Source organism: Stenotrophomonas sp. 704A1, assembly GCF_030549525.1.
Lineage (GTDB): Bacteria > Pseudomonadota > Gammaproteobacteria > Xanthomonadales > Xanthomonadaceae > Stenotrophomonas > Stenotrophomonas tuberculopleuritidis.
Genome location: NZ_CP130831.1, coordinates 1000095 through 1019096 on the forward strand (window position 1 = coordinate 1000095; position 19002 = coordinate 1019096).

Sequence of the window (19002 nt, forward strand, 5' to 3'; positions counted from 1 at the left end):
CCTAGAGGCATTCGGCCAAACCCCTCCTTTCGAGTCGAATGGTCGGAGAATATTCAAAGGGGCAGCCACTAGCGACAACTTCAGATTTGTCCGTACTTCGTGGGAGTGTAGTGCTGATCAGAGACTCTGGTTTCCCTACGCTAAAGGCGGTGGGTACTCTCCCGTTTACTCGGACGTCCCGCTTCTCGTGAATTGGGCCAATAACGCCGCTGAAATGGAAGCGGAAGTCCTCAAGAAATACCCATATTTGAACGGTGATGCGGACTGGGTTCTTCACCGAGAATCCTATTACTTACAGCCAGGCATTACTTGGCCGGCTCGAACAACAAGTCAACTCGGTATGCGGGCTATGCCTGCCGGTGCTGTTTTCGGTCATAAGGGACCGGCTGCATTCTTGGAAGAGCATAATGACGATGATCTGTTGAGTTTGCTTTCTGTCTGTATATCAGCCCCTTTCTTGCGATTGATAGGTTTGCAGCTTGCAGCGGGGGATGCGGCTGCACGTTCGTACGAAATCGGGACAGTCCAGCGGACGCCGATACCCGATATCTCAACGGATTCGAAGCACTTATTGGCTGTATTGGGGAGGGAGTATTGGCGCTTAAAGCGCACCCTGGACACCATCGAAGAGACGTCTCACGCGTTTGCGCTGCCCGGTGCACTGCGCGCTCGCCTGGGCGATTACGACCCACCAGCCATTGAAGCTGAGCTGGCTCGCATTCAGTCAGAGATCGACGCCATTGCCTTTGATCTCTATGGCTTTAGCGAAGCCGACCGCACTACCGTGCAGGGAAGCCACGTCGAAGCCAACCAGGGCGATGTAGAAGCCAGCAGAGACGAGGAGAGCGAGGACGATGACAGCGCTACGCCAATCGACCAAACGGCTGGCTTACTGAGCTGGGCCGTCGGCGTGGCCTTTGGCCGCTTCGACTGGCGCCTGGCTACGGGTGAGCGCGCTACGCCTGCTGAGCCAGAACCATTCGAACCACTACCGGCGAAAAGCCCCGGCATGCTCCCCGACGGTACCGCACCTTTTCATGCGTATGCGGGCATCCTGGTTGACGACCGAGGGCACCCGCATGACCTCGCGCGCTTGATTGAGGAAATTCTTGTTCGCGTCGAGGTGCCCGTACCGGAAGACGTGCGCCGTTGGCTGCAACGGGATTTTTTCGCCTTTCATCTACAGCGCTACTCCAAGAGTCGCCGCAAAGCGCCCATCTATTGGCCGCTGTCCACGACGTCCGGCAGTTACACCCTGTGGGTCTATTACCCCAGCCTTACCAGCCAGACGCTGTACACCGCCATCAATGACTTCGTTGAGCCCAAGCTCAAACAAGTCGGTGGCGACGTGACGGTGCTGCGCAATATGGGTTCTGCCCGCACTCGTGACGACGAGAAGCAGTTCGAGGCGCTGCAAGCCTTCGAGTTGGAACTGATCGAGCTGCGCGACACCCTGCTCAAGCTGGCGCCCACCTACAACCCCAACCACGACGACGGCGTGCAGATCAGCGCCGCACCGCTGTGGCCGCTGTTCCGGCACAAGCCATGGCAGAAGGTGCTCAAGGACACCTGGGCCAAGCTAGAGAAAGGCGACTACGACTGGGCGCACCTCGCCATGAACTACTGGCCCGATCGTGTTCGAGAGAAGTGCAAGACTGACAAGTCTCTGGCTATCGCGCATGGGCTGGAGGATCTCTACATCGAGCCCGAGGCCAAACCCAAGAAGGCGCGCGGCAAGAAGAAGGCCGGGGGTGATGAATGATTCAGGATGTCAAAGCGCTGCCGGTCAGCTTCTACTTGAGCCCCGATGGGACCACGTCGTTCTTCATTCCCAAGTACCAACGCGAGTATGTATGGGGCGGCAAGAACTGGGACGCGCTGTTCAACGACCTGGAGGAGTCGCCCAGTGGGCACTTTCTGGGCTCCATCATCTGCGTGAACACCCAGCAAGATGGCATGGCCGGCGGCCGACTTGAGCTGATCGACGGCCAGCAGCGGTTTACCACCATCAGCCTGTTGTTCTGTGCGTTCTACGACAAGCTGAATGCCATTCCGAATCCGGATCGCCGTCTGCTGGTGGAGCTGGACAACCTGGAAAGCCGCATCTTCGTCCGCACTTCTGGCCAGTGGCGTCTGGAGCCCAGCGAGCAAGCGCAGAACAAGACAGATTTCCAGAAGGTGCTGAGCGATCTGTTTCCCAAGCAGGTGAAAGCGCCGAAGGGCTTGAGCAATTTCGGAAACCGCCGCATTGCGCGCGCCTACCGCTACTTCTGTGAGCGACTGGAAGGGCTCAGCCAGGACAGCGCACTGGCCCTGCTGGAAAAGCTCAAAGCGGCCATGCTGGTCAAGATCGAGGTGCGTAGCCATTCCGACGCATTCATGTTGTTCGAGTCGATCAACAACCGGGGCAGCCCGCTCTCGGCCATCGACATCATCAAGAACAACCTGCTGGCCGAGTTGGACAAGCGCCCGGACTACGGCATTGACCGAGCGTTTGACGAGTGGAAAGACCTGATCGACCAGTTGCCCGACCCGGCGGTGCAGGAGCGCTTTTTGCGTCAGCTGTACAACATGTTCAAGTACCTCAAGCGGGTCGAGGTCAAAGGCTGCACCCGCGCCACGCGCTCGAACCTGATCACGATCTACGACACCCTGCTGCGCAAGCGCCCGGTCTGGCTGTTCGGCGCGCTGCAAGCCAAGGGCAAAACCTACTCGGCACTGCTCAACCCCGCCGTGGCGCGTGCGGAATGGGGCGACGCTGCCGCAGCGGCCTTGCAAGACTTGCAGCGCCTGGGAGCCGCGCCGGCTTACGCATTTTTGCTGTGGGCCAGCCAGGTGGCGCAGAGCCAGAAATGGACTGAGGGTGATGCGGTGAGCCGTCTGGCCGCTTTGCTCACCAAGTGGTTCTTTTGGCGCAACCTCACCGATATGCCGCCCACTCGCGAACTCGACCCGATGTTCATGGAACTGGTCAGCCACTTGCTGACGCAGATTCGCGGTGGCGAGATCACGGCGCTGGACGGCTTCATCCAGCAGAGCAGTAATTGGTTGCTGGGACGGGCAGCCCCACAAGATGTTTGCGAGTCGCGCCTCAAGGGCGATGTGTACCTGGAGAATTACGACGCCACGCGGTTCATGCTCTGCAAGCTGGAAGAGACACACCAAACCCGTGAAAACAAACGCGACCTGTGGGTGCATGACGCCAATGATCGCCCCGTTTTTACCGTCGAACACATCCTGCCGAAGACCGAAAACTTGGGGCCGGGCTGGGTGACGATGCTCGAAGGGAACCAGAAAGGCACTGCGGCTGCCATTCGCGAGCGCTGTGCGCACCAGCTCGGCAACCTGACCCTGAGTGGCTACAACTCCAAGCTCGGCACGATGGAATTCTTGAAGAAGCGCGATCGCAAGAACGATCAGGGTGATTTCATTGGCTACCGCAACGGCTTGTACCTGAATGCCGACTTGGCCAGCCGAGATGATTGGAACGAGGCCGCCATTACGGCGCGAACAGACAAGATGCTCAAGGAGGTGATGTCCATCCTGAGCCTGCGGGAGAACAAATGACGATTGCAGAATTCATTCGAGAAAGCGTGCTGCGGCCGCGCCTTAAGCAAGCGGGTGCCTTGGTGGTGTATGACGCCGACAAGCGCTACCGCGAGCAGTGCTTCGACCTAGCAGCCGAGAAGGTTCGGGTCATCGATGCATCTGAAAGCAGCATCGAAAGTCGCGAGGCTGCGCTGCTGGCACTGCGCGAGGTGGGGCAACCCAAGGCGCCACTGGAAGGTGTGTTGATCTATGTGCCCACCAAGCGCCCAGAAACCGACGAGCAGAAGCAAGCTGATCCATTCGCCGTATACGCAGAATGCGGCGCGGTGTTCCCGCAAGATGATGGGGACGAGTATCTGAGCCTGTGCCTGCGTGCTAAGCCAGATTACGCGACAGAAATTCGAAGCCTATTTGTGCGCGAACCACGACCGCAGTATGCGGTGATTGACGCCATTGGCGGCGGTGTGAGTTGGCCCCAGTTGCGAGCCACATTGCGGGTGGAGTCGGGCCGCGAGATTCTGGCCGCACTGCTGGCCCCGAGTGCCAGTCAATCCGAGGCACTCAAGGGGCAGGAGGGCTGGGTGCAAGAGGCGCTTGATTTCCTCCGAGCCACTCTGGGCCCGAGCGTGAAAACGCGCGGCAAGACCTGGTCCGCCCTGGCGGATGAGCTGTGGCGCTACGTACTGTTCAGCGAGTTCGTGTTTGATTTGCCGGTGGCGTTGCCGGACACCTTGAAGGGGGTGCCGCACGCACCGATGGAAGCCAAACCCATCGTCGAGGATGTGTGCGACCGTCTGCGCAGCGACCCGAAGTCACGCGCGATATACATCGAGCGCGCCGAGACCACCGAGGCGGAGCTCAACCTGACCGATCTGTGCGGTGCGATTGAAGACCTGGGCGAACGCGACACCTTCCCCTTCGAAGAGCGGACCTTCCTGCGCACTGCGATCAAGGGCATTGTCAGCGGTGACACCGATGCCACGCGCCGTGTGCTGACCCGCCACAAGAGTTCGGTATGGCTCGGCAAGGGCGAAAGCCAGGCCCAGTGGGAGCTGGTGCGGTCTGGCTTGAGCCTGGTTGAGGCCTGCGACGATTTTGAGCGCCAGCTACCGGATCACGCCCGCTCGCAAGCGGAGCTGATTGACTTCTACCTGGGCAGTCTGCGTGAAGCAGATCGCTTGCAGCGCGAGTTTGAGCAAGCCGCAGGCGACTTCCTCGACCAGCACGGCTTGATGCATGAAGTGATCAGCCAGGCTCGAGCGCGCTATCGGCGCCTGGCCGAAAAGGTCCAGGGCGTGTTCGTGAAGCACGTCGAGACTACGGGATGGCCGCCGACTGGGCGCCTGGCCAATGCCGATGCCTTTGATCGGCTGGTAGCTGATCGACTCAAGGAAAGCGGACGCAAAGTGGCCTACCTGATGGTGGACGCCCTGCGTTACGAGTTGGGCGTGGCCCTCGAAAAGCTGCTGGCGGAAGACGGTCCCGTCGAGTTGCAAGCGGCCTACGCACAGCTGCCGACCATCACCCTAGTGGGCATGGCGAGCTTGCTGCCGGGAGCTCGCACGGGTTTGACCCTGGCGCTGGAGAGCGACTCACTCCTGCCCAAGCTGGCGGGGGCGCCGGTGGGCAACGTCCCGCAGCGCATGAATGTGCTGGCCAAGCGGTATGGAGATCGCTTCGCGGAAATGCCGCTTAATGATTTTGTCCGTGGTAAGCCGAAGATCGCGGAGACCGTCGATCTGCTGGTGCTTCGCTCCACGGAAATCGACAGCCAACTGGAAAGCAACCCAGAGACAACGCTCGGGCTGATCCCTGGCACGCTGAAGCTGATCCGCGTGGCACTGCATAAGCTGCGTGGCATGGGCTTCAAAGAGGCGGTCATCGTCACCGACCACGGCTTCTTCCTGAACGCGCAAGCAGAAGCTGGCGATGTGTGCGTGAAACCGCAAGGCAAGTGGCCGGTGAATGCCCATGACCGCATGATGCTGGGCGACGGCACAGCGGATGGTCACAGCTTGGTTGTCAGTGCAGAGAAGGTCGGCATTCGCGGTGATTTCACCCAAGTGGCACTACCGCGCAGCATGGCGCCTTATCGCTCAGGGCACCTGTATTTCCACGGCGGAGCATCCCTGGCCGAGGCCGTTGTGCCGGTGTTGGTGGCCAGGTTGGATACCGCTGCTCATGCGGAACTGCGCAAGGTGGTGGTGGAGTTGAGCTACAAGAACGGCGCCAAACGAATAACTACGCGATTGCCGGTCATCGAAGTGATACTGGTGGCCGACGACATGTTCTCGCAAGACATGAGCGTGGAGATCTTGCTGGAAGCGCAAGACAGCAAGGGCAATGTGGTGGGAGAGCCGCGCCCAGGTGGCGATGTGAACCCCGCGACCAGAACTTTGACCCTGATGCCAGGCCAGCGCAAGCAGATTGCGCTGCGAATGGATGATGAGTTCAGAGGCAAGTTCTCGGTCAAAGCGCTGAACCCAACGACTCTGGCTGCCTACAGCAATCTGGCGCTTGAAACCGACTATACAGAATGAGCCCTATGGACGAACTCGACCAAAAACTAAACGCCACATTCGACGGCAAGGTGCTTCGCAAAGACCTGCTGCATCGAATCAAAAAAGGCACCAACGTCCCGACGTTCGTCCTGGAGTTCCTCCTTGCCAAGTATTGCGCCAGCAATGACCAGGCAGAGATGGATGCTGGCATGGAGGCCGTGCTGTCGTCACTGCAGGAGAACTACGTTAGGCCGGACGAGGCCAACGCCGCGCAGTCCAAGGTCGCCACCAAGGGCAAGCATCGCTTCATCGACAAGGTCCATGTCCGTTACGTCGAAAAAGAAAAGCGCCACTGGGCATCGCTGGAGAACTTCAACTCGCAACGCATCGCGATTGGTGAAAAATTCTACCGCGACAACGACAGGTTGCTGGAAGGTGGCATTTGGGCGGAGGTGACCCTGGCGCACAACGACATAGATGAAGACGACTATGCGTTTTCCATTGAGGATCTGCGGCCGATCCAGCTGACTCGTTTTGACTTCGACCGTTATGCAGAGGGGCGCGGGGCATTCACGCGTGATGAGTGGCTCGCGGCGGTGTTACGCTCTGTGGGACTGGAACCCAGCAAGCTCTCGAAGCGCGTGCAGATGCACTTCATCGCCAGGTTGGCTGCGCTGGTTGAGCCCAACTACAACTACATCGAGCTGGGACCACGCGGCACCGGCAAGTCCTATTTCTTCAGTGAATTCTCGCCCTACGCCACCTTGATCTCGGGCGGCCAAGCGACCAAGGCAACGCTGTTCTACAACAACGCGCGCCGCAAGGTGGGCTTGGTTGGCTTCTGGGACACGGTTGCCTTTGACGAGGTTGGCGGGATCAAAGTGCGCGATCCGGACACCATCCAGATCATGAAGGACTTCATGGCCAACGGGCGCTTTTCGCGCGGGGCTGAGGTTATTGCTGATGCCAGTTTGAGCTTCGTTGGCAACATCGACGTGTCCGTGCAGCAGGTGGTCAACTCTAACGAGCACGATCTTTTCCAGCCGTTGCCGCCAGAGCTCGACTTGGCCGTGATGGACCGTTTCGCCGCGTACATTCCAGGCTGGGAGATGCCGAAGAACAGCAGCGAGTTCCTGACCAGCAACTACGGCTTCATCACTGATTATTTGGCCGAGGCCTTCCACTACCAGTTCAAGCACACGAATCGGTATGAGGAAGTGAGCAAGCGCATTCGGCTCGGTAAATCAATCGAGGGGCGCGACGAGAAAGGTATCAAGAAGACCGTCTGTGCATTCTTGAAGGTGCTGCACCCCAACGGGCCGCCGACGGATGAGGAGTTCGAGGAATACGTGGCCTATGCCACGGAGTGCCGCCGCCGCGTCAAGGAGCAGATGAACAAGCGCAAACCGGATGACGAGTTTGCCCGGATCAATCTGTCTTACTTCAAGGCCAGCGGTGAGGAGGTGGTGGTCTTCTGCCCTGAGTCCAAAGATGCATCGGCAACACAGGAGCCAGCTCGCCGTCGCTTGAATCAGGCGGATGGGCAGCCGACTGAGGCAGTCGAAGTGCAACCCACTGCACAAGCGGCACCTGCTGCACTGGAGACTCCAGCGGGCCCGACCCCGGTATCACCGGCCCCGGCTTCGATTGCGGTTGGGCCGTCACCGATCGAGCTCAAGGAACAGCACTTCACCATCCTCTATGGCGACACCGGGTACAGCTATGAGTCGATCCTCGGCCCCTACCTCCAAGGCGCGAAGTCTGTCGTGATCGAAGATCCGTACATTCGTCTGCAACACCAGATTCAGAATTTCGTGCGCTTCTGCGAAACGGTGCTGAAGGCTGGAACCGTGAAGAAGATCAGCCTGATCACCGGCTACGACGATAAGACCCAGTTGGCCGACATCGCTGAGAAGCTCGATGAGTTGAAGCAGAGCCTGCTGGAATTGGATGTCGAGCTGGAAGTGAAGTTGAACCCGAACATGCACGACCGAGAGATTCGTATCGACAACGGCTGGGTGATCAAGATTGGCCGGGGGTTGGACTTCTTCCAAAAGCCCGGAGGGTGGTTCGAGGTAGGCGTAAATGATCTCAGTTTGCGTAAATGTCTTGAGACCAAGGTTGATATATTCAGGGTTGGAATAAATATTTGACCTGATTTTCCATAAAAGAAATTCAGTTTAATTTTATTAATATGATTGTAAAAAATCTCAAGCACATATCATTTTGATGAGGCTGGCGGCTGCTGGCTTCGCGTGTAGATGCTCCGCGATGATGCATCTGCTTTGGATATGGCTGTATGAAAGAAAGATCCGATTGTCTGTACTGTGTTTTGGTCGTCGCAGCATCCATCATCGCTGCGGTTGCTCGATGTGCTCTGTCTTCGGGCAGTGAAGACATCGACCCTTTTAATTGATACTGCATTGGCATACGCACAAGGCCCGGCATCGTCCGGGCCTTGTGCGTTTGTGCCGTAAGAAGCGAGGAAAATACGATGCATCTGGTTGAAACAATGGCCTATGCCGGTGCTAAGCCGTGGCACGGTCTGGGCAATAAGCTTGAACAGCAACAGCCCATTGAGGTCTGGAAGCGTCAGGCAGGCATGGATTGGCAGATCGAGGACTCCGAGGTCCGCTTCATCACGGGTAGCAATGCCATCGGTGCCATCCACTCCTTCCCGGAGCAGAAAGTGCTCTATCGCTCCGATACCAGGGAGCCGTTGGCAGTCGTCTCCAAGCGGTTCAAGGTGGTCCAGCCGGGAGAGATCCTGGAGTTCTACCGTAATCTGACGCAGCACAGTGGCTTTGAACTGGAGACGGCGGGTGTGCTCAAGGGTGGCAAGAAGTTCTGGGCCATGGCTCGTACGGGCCAGAGCACGTCGCTGAAGGGGCGTGACCGGGTGGATGGCTATCTTTTGCTTGCTACTGCCTGTGACGGCACGTTGGCCACCACGGCGCAGTTCACCTCGGTGCGGGTGGTGTGCAACAACACCTTACAGATCGCTCTGGGAGACAGCAGCGGAGCCATCAAGGTCCCGCACCGCAGTCAGTTCGACCCGGATGCTGTGAAGCGCCAGTTGGGGATCACCGTCTCGACCTGGGACAACTTCGTGTCTCGCATGAAAGCCATCTGTGACCGTCCAGTTGACCCCGATACGGTCGATGGTCTGTTGCGACGGGTGCTTACCTACCAAGGCCAGGGCACCACCGCTGAGGTCGTCAACGAGCAGGCGCTGGCCAGTGTCCGTGCCCTGTATGAGGGCGGCGGTCGAGGCGCGTTGTTGCCTTCCAGCCGTGCAACGGCCTGGGGCGTACTCAACAGCGTCACGGAGTACGTTGACCACCACCGACGAGCTCGTAGCGATGATCACCGCCGTGATGCGGCATGGTTCGGTGCTGGAGCTCAGCTCAAGCAGCGCGCGTGGGATGAAGTGATGAAGTTGGTGGCCTGATGGAAGCGCAGGCCTATCACATGACCACATTAGGGGCCGGATCCAATGAGGAGGAGAGCAGGATCCGGGTACGTGAGGACAGGACGATTGCGAGGGCGCTGCAGATCCTGCAGAAACGGGCATCGTTGCCAGGGGAGGTGCTGGGAGGAGCAACCCAGGGTGCATTGTTCTTCCGGCTACGTCTGGGAGGCGAAAACCGCGAGCATTTCGAGGTTGCCTTTCTCAACACGCAGTTCCAGCTCATCGCAGTTGAGCGGCTTTTCTCAGGGACGATTGATGCAGCCGAGGTCCATCCTCGGATCGTGGTTCAGAGGGCACTTGCCCACAATGCATCGGCGGTACTCATGGCTCACAACCATCCAAGCGGTAGCTTGCAGCCCTCTGCGTCAGATCGGGCAGTCACGGCGCGGCTGAAGGCTGCCTTGGACACCGTGGACGTGAGGCTGTTGGACCATTTCGTTGTCACCAGCCATGAGGTGGTCTCGATGGCCTCTCAAGGCATGGTCTGACAGAGCTGCAGCGATCAGTGCTGTCGCTTCGCCCATTCATCTTGCCCACATCGATAGCTTGAAATGAAAGACCTGACCAAGGCCGCCCATCAAGGCGGCCTTTTCTATTCCGGAGATTGCCAATGAGCAAGCACACCGCGTTGCGTTTGGTTGATACGCGTTCACTGGATCGCCAGCAGTGGCTGGAGGTCCGCAATGGCGGCATCGGTAGTTCGGATGCTGCCACCGCCGTCGGGTTGAACCCCTACAAGAGCCAGCTGGAGCTGTGGCAGGAGAAGACGGGCCGCAAGCCAATGGAAGAGATCCCCCCTGGACAAGAGGATCCCCGCTACTGGGGAACCCTGCTCGAACCCATGGTGGCCACGGCCTACCAGGAGCGCACGGGGAACCGGGTACGTCGGGTCAACGCCGTTCTGCAGCACCCGACCTTTCCGCACATGCTGGCCAACCTCGATCGAGAGGTAATTGGTTCCCCGGGGGTCCAAATCCTTGAGTGCAAGACAGCAGGGGAGTTCGGCTCTCGGTTGTGGAAAGACGGGGTTCCCGAGTACGTGCAGCTGCAGGTACAGCATCAGTTGGCAGTGACGGGGAAGCAGGCAGCAGATGTGGCAGTGCTGCTGTGTGGCCAGGCGCTGAGGATCCACCGTATTGAGCGAGACGAAGAGATCATCAGCCGCTTGGTGGTATTGGAGGTCCGGTTCTGGGAGCACGTCATCAATGACATCGAGCCACCAGCCGATGGCTCGGAGTCAGCGGCCAGGGCGTTGCGGAGCTTGTACCCAGGCAAGGACACCGTTGTCGATTTCAGTCAGGACCCGGAATTGGTCGAGACCTTCACCAACCTTGTCTCGTTCACTGAGGCAGTTGCAGAGCAGGAACAGCAGGTAGAACTGCTCAAGCAGACACTGCAGCAAGCCATGGGGGACGCTTCCATTGCCCGGTTCGGCTCACTGGGAGAAGTCATCTACCGCCGTAGTAAGGATGGCACGTCACTGGATACCAAGCGGCTCGCAGCCGAGCACCCGGAGATCGCTGCGGCCTACACGGCAGTCCGTCCGGGGTCGCGCCGATTCCGGATCAACACCACGATCAAAGAGGTCACATCATGCTGAAGGGACTGGCCATAACGCCGCCCGTGATTGGGCGTATTTCCATCGGCCGGGTAGTAGAGCGCAATGGCAAGCGGCTGCCCGAAAAGGACGACCAGTTCACCCTCACCAGCCAGGTACAGAACCGTGATGGCTGGGTGCTGCACCCGCTGGATGAAGAGCTGCGGAAGGCATCGGAGGGTAACAAGCTGCGATCCATCCCGGTGCGCCTGCTCTTCGACGATCCAACCCTGAACCTCCGGGCTGACTATTCGCTGTTCAATCGCGAGAACGGAAGACCGCTGTGTGTAGGCAATGGAGACACCTGCCGGCGTGCTGGGCCTGAAGGCATGGAGACGTTGCCTTGTCCTGGTCCGGATGGGTGTCAGTTTGCCAGTGGGGGCTGCAAAGCCTATGCCCGCTTGAATGTGGTCATTGGGGACGGGGCGGGGGATGTGATGGGTAGCTTTGTTCTGCGCACCACCTCCTACAACACCATCCGCACACTGGCAGCACGGCTGCACTACCTCAGTGCAGTGTCGGGCGGAAGGCTGTCTTGTCTGCCGCTCGAGCTGAAGCTGCGGGGCAAGTCCACGACGATGAGCTACCGATCAGCGATCTACTACGTCGATCTGGTGGTTCGGAGCGGGCTGACGCTCGAACAGGCTGTCGCAGAGGCGATTGAGCGACACGCAACAAGAGCTGCAGCGGGGATCGACCAAGCTGCACTGGATGAGGCGGCGAGACAGGGCTTCGCTAACGGGGCCTTCGAGGACCTGGACGAAGACGTGCCGGCCGTGGTCGAGGAGTTCTATCCATCAGGCCAGGGTGAAGTTGTGCAGGTATCAGCGAACGGAAGTCTCAAGGACAGACTGAAAGCGCAAGCGTCTCGGTTGGTGTCGTAGGAGAGCCGTACCGGTACGGATCTGTATCAGGTACGGACAAGAGGCAGTTCAGGTCCTGAGCGGACATCGGATGGAACGGACCGGTTTGTGGGCGCAAAGGACGAGACATGCCAGGGAGCGAAAGCTCCCTGGTATGTAAGTGTTTGATTTTTCTTTGATCTGGTCGGTTGTGCGCGTCCCTGGAAAAAACCTGGATTTTTTTTCCCTGTACCCCCAACAGCAGCATATCGACACTGATCACGTCGGAGGCCAATCACCTTCGATAGGAAACCGGCCGGATTCCTTCCTGAAACGTTCAACACAACGAAGGAATCAACAAATGAAGCACATGACGTCCAGTCTGCGCCAGGGCGTAGACAAAAGCATGACTTTGGCCGAAGAGAACAACAGTGCTGGGAAAGCAGGTTGGCCGGATAGTCCGACGCTGCGTCTGAAGGAGCTGATCAAGCTGCTCCGCGTCAGCAGGAGCAAGGCATACGAGCTGATGAAGACCGATCCGGACTTCCCGAAGGGCATTCCGCTCTATGACAGCGAACTGTCCCCGAAGTTCTACTGGACGCATGAGGCAATGGCATGGGTAGAAGGCCGTGCAGTGAAGTTCCGTCGTGCGAAGGAGGAGAAGTGATGATGGCTAATTTTGCAGTCCACTCTTCGCCGCTTGACGCGCTCACGCACGCTTTGAGTGAACAGTCGACCAAGGGGAAGGGCAAGCTGGAGCAGGACTTCAGGCAGGCCTATCCGATCCTGGAACAGCACATCGCAAAGAAGATGCGCAAGAAGATCTTGGTAGAGCAGTTCAATGCTGCGTACAAGCATGATCTGACCCTGATTCAGTTCCGCAAGCTGCTCAAGGAGGAGCGTTCTCGTCGCCATGCGGAGGGCGATGCTGCTCGGTGCCAGAGCTGTGGCCATCTGTTGGTCGAGGCCGAAGAACAGACCGCTGTTGGCACGACAGAGGAGGATGCATGATGACTATCCATCGGCAGCGTTATGCCCCCAAATATCCTCTGGAAACTTTTCACCATGTTGCTCGTGAGGCAGGCCTTGAGCTCCTTCGCAACGTGCAAGTTCCCGACGCCATGGTTGGCATGGGTCTTATCAATGCCATTTCGATGGCGTGCCAAGGTCTGATTGATGTCAAGTTGCCGACCGGACAGATCAAGCCTGTAACCCAGAACTTGATGCTTGTGGCTGAGTCTGGTGAGCGCAAGTCCACGGTGTTCGAGCTGCTGCAGGCGCCTTTCCGCGATGCAGACACGAAGGCGATGGCTGCGTTCAAGCAGCAGACTGTGGCTTATGAGATCGACTATGGACTCTGGACGGCCAAGATGAAGGGGCTAAGGAGCGCGATCAGTAAAACAGTTGCTGGTGGCAAGTCTGTCGAAGCACTCGAGGCACAGCTGAAGGAGTTTTCAGAAAAGAAACCTCTGCAGCCCCGCCTGCGTTGCTTCCTGAGGCAGGACATCACGGCCAAGGCCATCATGGAGGCCGTTCAGGGGGATGGTGAGTCCATCGCCATCACGACTGACGAAGGTCATATGCTGTTCAAGAGCGAGGCAATGGCGAATGTGGGCCTGCTCAATCGTCTCTGGGATTCGCCAGGAATGATGCCGTTAGACCGTGCGGATAACGAGCATCTGATTGCGATGAATCCGCGCGTTTCTGTGAGCATCATGACCCAGTACGAACCGCTCAAGCAGTTCCTCAATAGGCGAGGCTCTGTCGCAAAGGGGAGTGGACACTGGGCACGCTATTTGGTTGCGTGGCCTCGCTCCATGATGGGCTACCGGCGAATCGAGGACGTGGAGCCGGTATGGGAACATCTGCCGGCATTCCATGATCGGATCTCTGAGCTGTTGTACAAGTACAAGGAGCTGTCAGCTTTGGGAGTCATTACTCGTGAAGTGGTGTCCTTCTCCATCGATGCCAGGGCACGCTGGGTAGAGTTGGCATCAGAAACTGAGTCTTTGCTGCGCGACGGGGAGTACTTGAGTGATATCAATGACTTCGCGGCAAAGATCATGGAGATCGTTGCTCGACTCGCTGCGTCTATGCAGTACTTCAGTGGAGAGGGTGGTGACATCACCCTCGATACGATCAATCGTGCCTTCGACATCGTTCGGTGGCATGTTGAGGAGTACAAGCATCTGTTCTCACCAGCGTTCGTAGTATCGCAGGATCAGGCCGATGCTCAAGCTCTGGATCGGTATCTGTATGCCAAGTGGTGGAGAGGGATTTATTCGGATACGTACGTTCCCAAGAACCAGGTTTTACGCTGTGGACCTGTACGTAACCGAGCAAGGCTGAATGCAGCTATCTCGATTCTTGAAGGTCAGGGAGCAATTCAGGTCTGCAGTGGGTACCGGGACAAGAGGACGTATCTGCGCTTGATGAATCACTACTTTGACCGGAGGGCACTGTAAGCGGTCTTGATGCCAAGGGGGCCCCGGCGATATGCCGGGGCTTTTCTGCTGTGGTCAGTAGGTGCCATCGCGATTCTGCTACTTTGTCGCAGAATCGCTGGGTTAGGCACTTACCTCTCCCAGATTTTTAACTGCTGAAGCTGCCTTTACGGCTTTACGACATTGAGCATACTGCGACTTCTCGGCGTCTGCCATCTCCTTGACGAAGCGTTGGCCGAGGTGGCGCTCAGGGGACCTGGCAATGCCTTGATCACGCAAGCTGCGGTGGTCTACGCGGGTTGAATAACCGTTTTCTTCAAGGAACTGATTCTGGGTGTCCGCTACAAGTTTTCGCTGTGCAGTCACCTGCTGCTTCAACTCCATTGGGCTCTTTCCGCCACTATCCTTGCGGCATCCGCCTGCGGAAGGATTCTTGGCGTTGTAGCGGGCGAAGGTCTGTTCAGGTGTACGGGGGATGCCATCAGGCAGTCTGTCCGAGCACATCAGGTGGATGTGTGGGTTCGGATCCCCTCCGAGTTTTCCTTCAGGCGCATGAAGCGCGTATTGGTAGGGTTTGATCCCTGCGAGATTCTTTGCAAGCCGGTCGGCAAGTTCGACCTGCTGTTCAGTGCTGAGCTCACTCGGAAGAGTGATTTCATGTTCTCGGTACACTGCTCCGTTGGCACGCTCATGCTTGTCAGCAACGCTCCAGAACCGTTTCGGATCATCTCCTGCCCATTCGGGCATGTTCCCATGTCCTGTTTGGACAAGGTCTTTTTTGTCGCTATGTGAACCTTGCCGTTCGATGTAGTTGGCGTGCCTGCGTGCACTGCCTTTCTTTCCGCTTTTGATGCTGTAGTGGAAACTTGCCATTGCTGTATCACCCTTTCTCTTTGGAGAATAAAAAAGCCGACAAGAGTGATTCTTGTCGGCTGTAGGTAGATGCTCACGATCAAAGGGTGTTGCGATTAGATAGAAAGGGTAAGTGCGCGTACCATACCCTGCCTGTAATCTATCGTAAGTTCTATTTGATTCTATTCCCTTCGATGCCTTTCGTTCTTCGTGTTGTTACTTCGAAGGACGTGAGTGAGTTTCTACATATGTATAAGGGTGATGCAAGTTAAAAATTACATTGCATGCGAGGTGGCTTGATCTTCGATGTATTGAATAAGGTCTTCGCAAAAAATGTTGATATCTGTCTCGTATTCGTTGCCTGCTTCAAGATCGAAATGAGAGTGAGCTATGGACATGTGCTTCAGATATGCGATCTGGAATCGCATAAACGCTTCCATGCGGTTGCTGCGACCGAAAAGTAATGCGTAGGCGATGCAATATCGATGATAGAGGGTGAGCATCGCGCCTTGCGGGATGTAGTCCTCTTCATATAGCTCTTCGATGTCTCTTGAGGTGTCCAGGTGACTCAGTAGGCGAGATACCGTTTTCTCGCTTGAGCTCTGTCCTTTCCAGTTGGGCGTGTACTTCGTTTTGATCTTCTTTTGGATCGTGATGGCTGATAAGGCTGCAACACAGTCCGCCATTGAAATGTTGATGACGTCAAGATCTGTTCTGTGCCATTCGTGGAAGACATAGGCATGCAGAACCTTCTGCGTTTCGTCGGCTATGTTTGTGATCTCGCTGGATCTCAACTCATAACCAGTGGCTTGGTGAACCAAGCGTGCCAGCTCATTTGCATGGGTTTGCAGGAAGGAGTGAATAGCTGCGAGTGATGTGACAGGTCGCAATAGGGCATCGCACTCCGTCGGTGAGGAGATGGAGTGAGCGAAGAGTGGCTCTATCTTGTATTTGCTCAACTCGTCGTTTTCTGATTCGACAACCTGCTGATACTCGCCAACGAAGTGCAGGAATGGGAGTGTTAGCAAATAGATGTACAGCCTTTCGTGGAGGGGGGCGGCTTCTTTGCTGGGCAGGATAGTTGAGGGTTGATAGCTTTCTATTTGATGTGCGCCAAACATAAAGGCGCTTGCTATGGCTTCATCATTGCCATCGAAAGCCATGTAGATGGGTTCTATAAGCTCCTTGATGTGTTTGGCGTAGTATTCAAGGAGTTTCGATGGTGTGAGTCTGTTGGTGTGGATGTGGCTGCGTCTTTCTTCGTCAATCTCACGCTCAAGTGTGGATATGAGATAGGACGCTGCTTTTATGGTCTTTTCGTTTCTGGGGGTGTTGCGCTCTATCCAGTGCTCGAAGGTGGCCTTAATGGTTCCTGGTTTCGATATTCTTTGAAGCAGCTGGGTGTCGCTGGAGTCGTTCTTGATGTAAAGGAGCTTGATTGTTTTTAGGGTGGAGAGTGGAAGTGTACAGTTCCCAGTAGGAATCTCTTGTCCCAATGTGGAGTTTATGAAGTCAATGACTCCTTTAAGCTCCTTGCGGGTTATTGTTTTCCCCGAGGTATTAGAGTGTTTGGCTTTGCTGCCATCTGACGCATGCGCCATCTCGTAGTTGAGCTCTTCCAAAAGCTCGCTGATACTTCCAGTCTCAGACGGATCTGTTTTTTGATCTTTTTCGAAGTCAAAGCGCGGCTTGTACTTCCCTGATTCGATGTTGCTGTTTTCCATTTTCAGCCACCATCCTTTTGGTTGTGTCTAGTGTTTGATGATCGCTATTTCGCCGATCCTTGTCAGCGCACCTGCAGAAGGTCGCCCCACTTCGTTGTATAGCTGGGCGACAACGAATGCAATATGGGTCGCCATTGAGCGTTGATAGTCACGTTGGACTGCTCTCCAAGTCTGGCTCCACCAACCCGCCAGCCCACGTTGCCTACTCCCACAGTGCCTCTGCCGAACTTCGCATTGATCTGGTCCAGCACGGCCATGGTGCGTTCGGCTTTCTCGTTAGGGCCAACGAAGAGGTCTGCCTGACGGGCTTCAGCCTGTACCAAGTTGGTCAGACCCACACCTCCACGTTTATAGGCCTGGATGCCTTGGCCACGGTCTGCCTGATCCATTATCGACTTGGCCAGGCGTCGCACTGTCCGTAGGACTTCCCCTGTGTCCTGCGTAGGAAAGGGGAAAGGTGCGGCTCTGCTGGCATGGAACGAATCGCCCTTGAAGGAGTTGCCGTCCAGCCAGACCCACAGTGCACCTGCCGCTTGGCCTCGCTTACGTAACTTCTCGCAGGCCACGCTGCAGAACGTGGCCAGGGCCTCCATCGGGTCGGTCACGTCACGACCAAAAGTACGGCTGACCACCAGTTGCTGGCGTTCGGGTTCTTCCAGTTCCAGATCGCTGCAGGGAATTCCCCGCAGCTCCATTTGGGTGCGGGCCAGAACTACCCCATAGTGCGCACGAACATGGTCGGTGGGGAGTGCGGCCAAATCTGCAGCAGTTCTTACCCCTTCGCCTGCCAGGCGTTCGGCGTAGCGCCTACCCACTCCCCACACATCCTCGACGGCCAGAGCGTTGACGTTCTGTGCGGTGGCATGGAAGACGGCCAAGGAGCCCGCATGGACGGCACGCTTGGACTGGTCCTTGGCGAGCTTGTTGCCTGCCTTGGCCAGGGTGCGTGTGGCACCCAGGCCAGCGCAGCAGGGAATGCCCACCCATTGCAGGATGCGTTGGCGTGCTTCCAGGCAGGCCGCAAGAGGGTCTTTGAGGCCTTCCAGGTCGACGAAATTTTCATCGATTGAATAGATCTCCACCCTGGGGAAGAGATCCTGAAGAATCGTCACAATCCTGGCTGACAGATCCCCGTACAGCGCGAAGTTGGCTGACCTGACGAGGACCTGCTTTCTGATGTCCTTGGGGACCTGGAAGATGGGCATACCCATTTTCAATCCCAAGGCCTTCGCCTCTGGCGACAGGGCGATACAGCATCCATCGCCATTGCCAAGCACAACAGTGGGTTTGCCTCGCAGCTTGGGGTCGAAGACCCGCTCGCATGAGACATAGAAGGTGTTGCCGTCGATAAGTGCGTAGCGCATGCGGGCACGGTACGAGGCTCATGTATCAGGAGCTGAGATCAGAGGTGCTGGGTGATGGACCAGCGAACCACACCCCAGATTTCCAGCTCGACATCCTCTGGCACGACGATGGATGGATATCCGCTACCGCTGGCCAAGACCATGCAGTTGTTACGCATGTAGAGCTTCTTGCAGACGAAGCCACCTTCCCACAGAGCCACGACTGTGTGCCCAGGTCGTGGACTGATCGAGCGATCGACAACCAAGAGATCGCCGTCGTGGATACCGAAATCGGCCATCGACCCGCCGCAGTCGGCCTGCACCAGGAACGTAGCTGGTGGGTTAGGCACCAGCTTGGCATTGAGATCCAAGCGGTCCTCTTCCCGGAAGAAGTCTTCGGCAGGGCTAGGAAAGCCGCAGGCTGCAGTCGAGGCTAGAACAGGTAGGTGTAGGGATGGCAAGCCGTCCCGGACAGGTAGAGCTATCGCAGGCAGAGTCATCATTGGTATGGCGCTCCATAGTCGTGAGTTGGAGCTAGATGTAGGCTTGTTAGTTATATTACTAACAAGTCATTTGAGGCAAGCAATTGAGGAGCAAAGTGGCCTCGACCTGGCTGGTAGGGCGGCTCCCAACTCCGCACTGATACTCCTTTTTCAGCCGGGCGGCGAGAGGAACCCA

At 57.1% G+C, this 19002-nt stretch carries 15 protein-coding genes; 11 read left to right on the top strand and 4 right to left on the bottom strand.

Features of this window, described 5'->3' with window-relative positions; all coding sequences use genetic code 11:
* The first annotated feature begins 187 nt into the window (after positions 1-187).
* The 11 genes from Q5Z10_RS04580 to Q5Z10_RS04630 all read left to right on the top strand — a co-directional run bounded on the left by Q5Z10_RS04580 (position 188) and on the right by Q5Z10_RS04630 (position 14426).
* Positions 188-1762 (top strand): type II restriction endonuclease subunit M, encoded by a 1575-nt coding sequence (locus Q5Z10_RS04580; RefSeq protein ID WP_197653666.1) that lies wholly within the window; start codon positions 188-190, stop codon positions 1760-1762.
* The gene (locus tag Q5Z10_RS04585) at positions 1759-3567 is read left to right on the top strand and encodes a DUF262 domain-containing protein (RefSeq protein ID WP_303638106.1); all 1809 of its coding nucleotides are present in this window, start codon (positions 1759-1761) and stop codon (positions 3565-3567) included. Before Q5Z10_RS04580 ends, Q5Z10_RS04585 begins: the two co-directional genes overlap by 4 nt.
* Positions 3564-6089: a PglZ domain-containing protein gene (locus Q5Z10_RS04590; RefSeq protein WP_303638107.1), complete on the top strand. Its 2526-nt coding sequence runs from the start codon at positions 3564-3566 to the stop codon at positions 6087-6089. Before Q5Z10_RS04585 ends, Q5Z10_RS04590 begins: the two co-directional genes overlap by 4 nt.
* Before the next feature lie 5 nt (positions 6090-6094).
* Positions 6095-8203 (top strand): BREX system Lon protease-like protein BrxL, encoded by a 2109-nt coding sequence (gene brxL / locus Q5Z10_RS04595; RefSeq protein ID WP_032968948.1) that lies wholly within the window; start codon positions 6095-6097, stop codon positions 8201-8203.
* Positions 8204-8544: 341 nt separating this feature from the next.
* Positions 8545-9501 carry a DUF932 domain-containing protein gene (locus tag Q5Z10_RS04600; RefSeq protein ID WP_049450099.1) on the top strand — a complete coding sequence of 319 codons (957 nt, stop codon included), beginning with the start codon at positions 8545-8547 and terminating at the stop codon, positions 9499-9501.
* Positions 9501-10010: a JAB domain-containing protein gene (locus Q5Z10_RS04605; RefSeq protein WP_004146430.1), complete on the top strand. Its 510-nt coding sequence runs from the start codon at positions 9501-9503 to the stop codon at positions 10008-10010. Before Q5Z10_RS04600 ends, Q5Z10_RS04605 begins: the two co-directional genes overlap by 1 nt.
* A 122-nt stretch (positions 10011-10132) precedes the next feature.
* Complete coding sequence (locus Q5Z10_RS04610) at positions 10133-11122, top strand: YqaJ viral recombinase family nuclease (RefSeq protein WP_049450097.1); 990 nt, start codon at positions 10133-10135, stop codon at positions 11120-11122.
* Positions 11116-12003 (top strand): recombination directionality factor, encoded by an 888-nt coding sequence (locus Q5Z10_RS04615; RefSeq protein WP_004146434.1) that lies wholly within the window; start codon positions 11116-11118, stop codon positions 12001-12003. Before Q5Z10_RS04610 ends, Q5Z10_RS04615 begins: the two co-directional genes overlap by 7 nt.
* Before the next feature lie 319 nt (positions 12004-12322).
* Positions 12323-12628, top strand: a complete 306-nt coding sequence (locus Q5Z10_RS04620; RefSeq protein ID WP_004146436.1) for a helix-turn-helix transcriptional regulator — start codon at positions 12323-12325, stop codon at positions 12626-12628.
* Positions 12628-12972 carry a hypothetical protein gene (locus Q5Z10_RS04625; protein ID WP_049450092.1) on the top strand — a complete coding sequence of 115 codons (345 nt, stop codon included), beginning with the start codon at positions 12628-12630 and terminating at the stop codon, positions 12970-12972. Before Q5Z10_RS04620 ends, Q5Z10_RS04625 begins: the two co-directional genes overlap by 1 nt.
* Positions 12969-14426, top strand: coding sequence for a YfjI family protein (locus Q5Z10_RS04630; protein ID WP_049450090.1), 1458 nt, complete (start codon positions 12969-12971; stop codon positions 14424-14426). The genes Q5Z10_RS04625 and Q5Z10_RS04630 overlap by 4 nt, the downstream gene beginning before the upstream one ends.
* 102 nt (positions 14427-14528) lie before the next feature.
* Here Q5Z10_RS04630 and Q5Z10_RS04635 read toward each other — a convergent pair whose 3' ends face one another.
* The 4 genes from Q5Z10_RS04635 to Q5Z10_RS04650 form a co-directional block, all read right to left on the bottom strand.
* Positions 14529-15278: a MobA/MobL family protein gene (locus tag Q5Z10_RS04635; protein WP_080356156.1), complete on the bottom strand. Its 750-nt coding sequence runs from the start codon at positions 15276-15278 to the stop codon at positions 14529-14531.
* Positions 15279-15532: 254 nt separating this feature from the next.
* Positions 15533-16981, bottom strand: coding sequence for a hypothetical protein (locus Q5Z10_RS04640; RefSeq protein WP_303638108.1), 1449 nt, complete (start codon positions 16979-16981; stop codon positions 15533-15535).
* A 62-nt stretch (positions 16982-17043) separates the two neighbouring features.
* Entirely contained in the window at positions 17044-18345 is a 1302-nt protein-coding gene (locus Q5Z10_RS04645) for a Y-family DNA polymerase (protein ID WP_303638109.1), read from the bottom strand.
* 38 nt (positions 18346-18383) lie between these two features.
* Positions 18384-18785: a LexA family protein gene (locus Q5Z10_RS04650; RefSeq protein WP_241899311.1), complete on the bottom strand. Its 402-nt coding sequence runs from the start codon at positions 18783-18785 to the stop codon at positions 18384-18386.
* Positions 18786-19002: the final 217 nt, after the last annotated feature.